Annotated in this window: 2 protein-coding genes; one reads left to right on the top strand and one right to left on the bottom strand. The window is 69.1% G+C overall.

The genetic code is table 11. The features are described from left to right. The coding region (locus tag ACWCQ6_RS37335) for a CU044_5270 family protein (RefSeq protein WP_451096963.1) at positions 1–763 on the top strand (763 nt) is incomplete at its 5' end. A gap of 240 nt (positions 764–1,003) precedes the next feature. Here ACWCQ6_RS37335 and ACWCQ6_RS37330 read toward each other — a convergent pair. Continuing rightward, the coding region (locus tag ACWCQ6_RS37330) for a transposase (protein WP_451096961.1) at positions 1,004–1,353 on the bottom strand (350 nt) is incomplete at its 5' end.

Genomic DNA, 1,353 nt, shown 5'->3' with positions numbered 1-1,353 from the left:
GGACCCCCGTTCCCCGAGGATGACCACCCTCAGCGCGGCGCAGGTGCTGCACAAGGCCGCGGACAGGACGCGGTCCACCGGTGCCAGCCTGCCGATCCCGCGGAACGACCAGTACTTCTACACCAAGACCTACATCGCGCGAACCCCCGTGAAGGGCGGGAAGACCAGGACGTGGACGGACGAGAGCTGGCTGTCGGTGGACGGCTCCAGGCCCTCGCGCCGGCAGGAGCACGGCAAGATCCACAACGATCCCCCGCTGGGCGAGCACGAGGTGCAGTGGCCGCCCAATGAATACGCGAAGCTGCAGAAGTGGCCGACCGACCCCGACGAGCTCCTCAAGTGGCTCGGCCGCGGGCGCGTCGAGGTCGTCGAGCCGTCCGGGGCGAAGGGGGGCAAGGCCAGCGGGCCCGCGCCCGACCCCGACAAGATGGTGTTCATGGAGGCATGTCTGCTCATGCAGGGGCCGCGGGTCATGCCGCCCGGCCTGCAGGCCGCCGCTTTCGAGGCCCTGGCGAAACTGCCACGCATCAAGGTGAACGAGGACGAGGTCGACGCTCTGGGCCGGCACGGGGTCGGGGTGTCGTATCCCCACCTGACCTTCACCTTCGTCTTCGACCGTGAGACCTACGACTACCTGGGCATTCGTCTCAAGGGCAGCAACGCGAAGCGCGTCGACGGCGAGTGGCGGCAGGTCGACAGGTACTTCGAGATGCTCAGCAGTCAGGAGGTGGGCGTCGTCGACCGGATCGGCCAACGTCCGTAACCGCTCGAAGGGCCCGTGGTGACGGGAGGAGTAGCCGGGGGCGTGTCGGACGCCCCCTGGCCCGGCCGTGGCCGACGAGGGAGCTGACGGCCTCCTGGGAGGGGCCGGGTGCCGCCATACGCACTAGTAGTGCTTGGTCAGGTTGGTGTGGCTGCGGATATGTCGCGTTGGCAGGTGTGGGGCATGCGCCGGTCCAAACCGCGAGCAGGGTCTGTAGCTCGCGGACGACCTGGTAGAGGCTCAAGCCGGCGCCGCGTCTTTTGGGGCACGGGCCAGCCGCTGCAACGTGCAGAAGGCATGTGCGACGGAGACGAGGGTGACGTGGTGGTGCCAGCCGTTCCAGGTGCGGCCTTCGAAGTGGGCCAGGCCCAGGGCCTGCTTCATCTCCCGGTAGTCGTGTTCGATGCGCCAGCGGAGCTTGGCCAAGCGGACCAGGGTGGTCAGCGGGGTGTCGACGGGCAGGTCGGAGAGCCAGAACTGGACCGGCTCGCTCTCACCGGCGGGCCACTCGGCCAGCAGCCAGCACAGGGGCAGTTCCGGACCGTCGGTGGCCTGCCGGACCTCGCGTCCGGCAGGCCGGATCCGCAAGG

The organism is Streptomyces sp. NPDC001880, from assembly GCF_053594575.1.
This window is presented reverse-complemented; position numbering and strand designations above follow the sequence as displayed.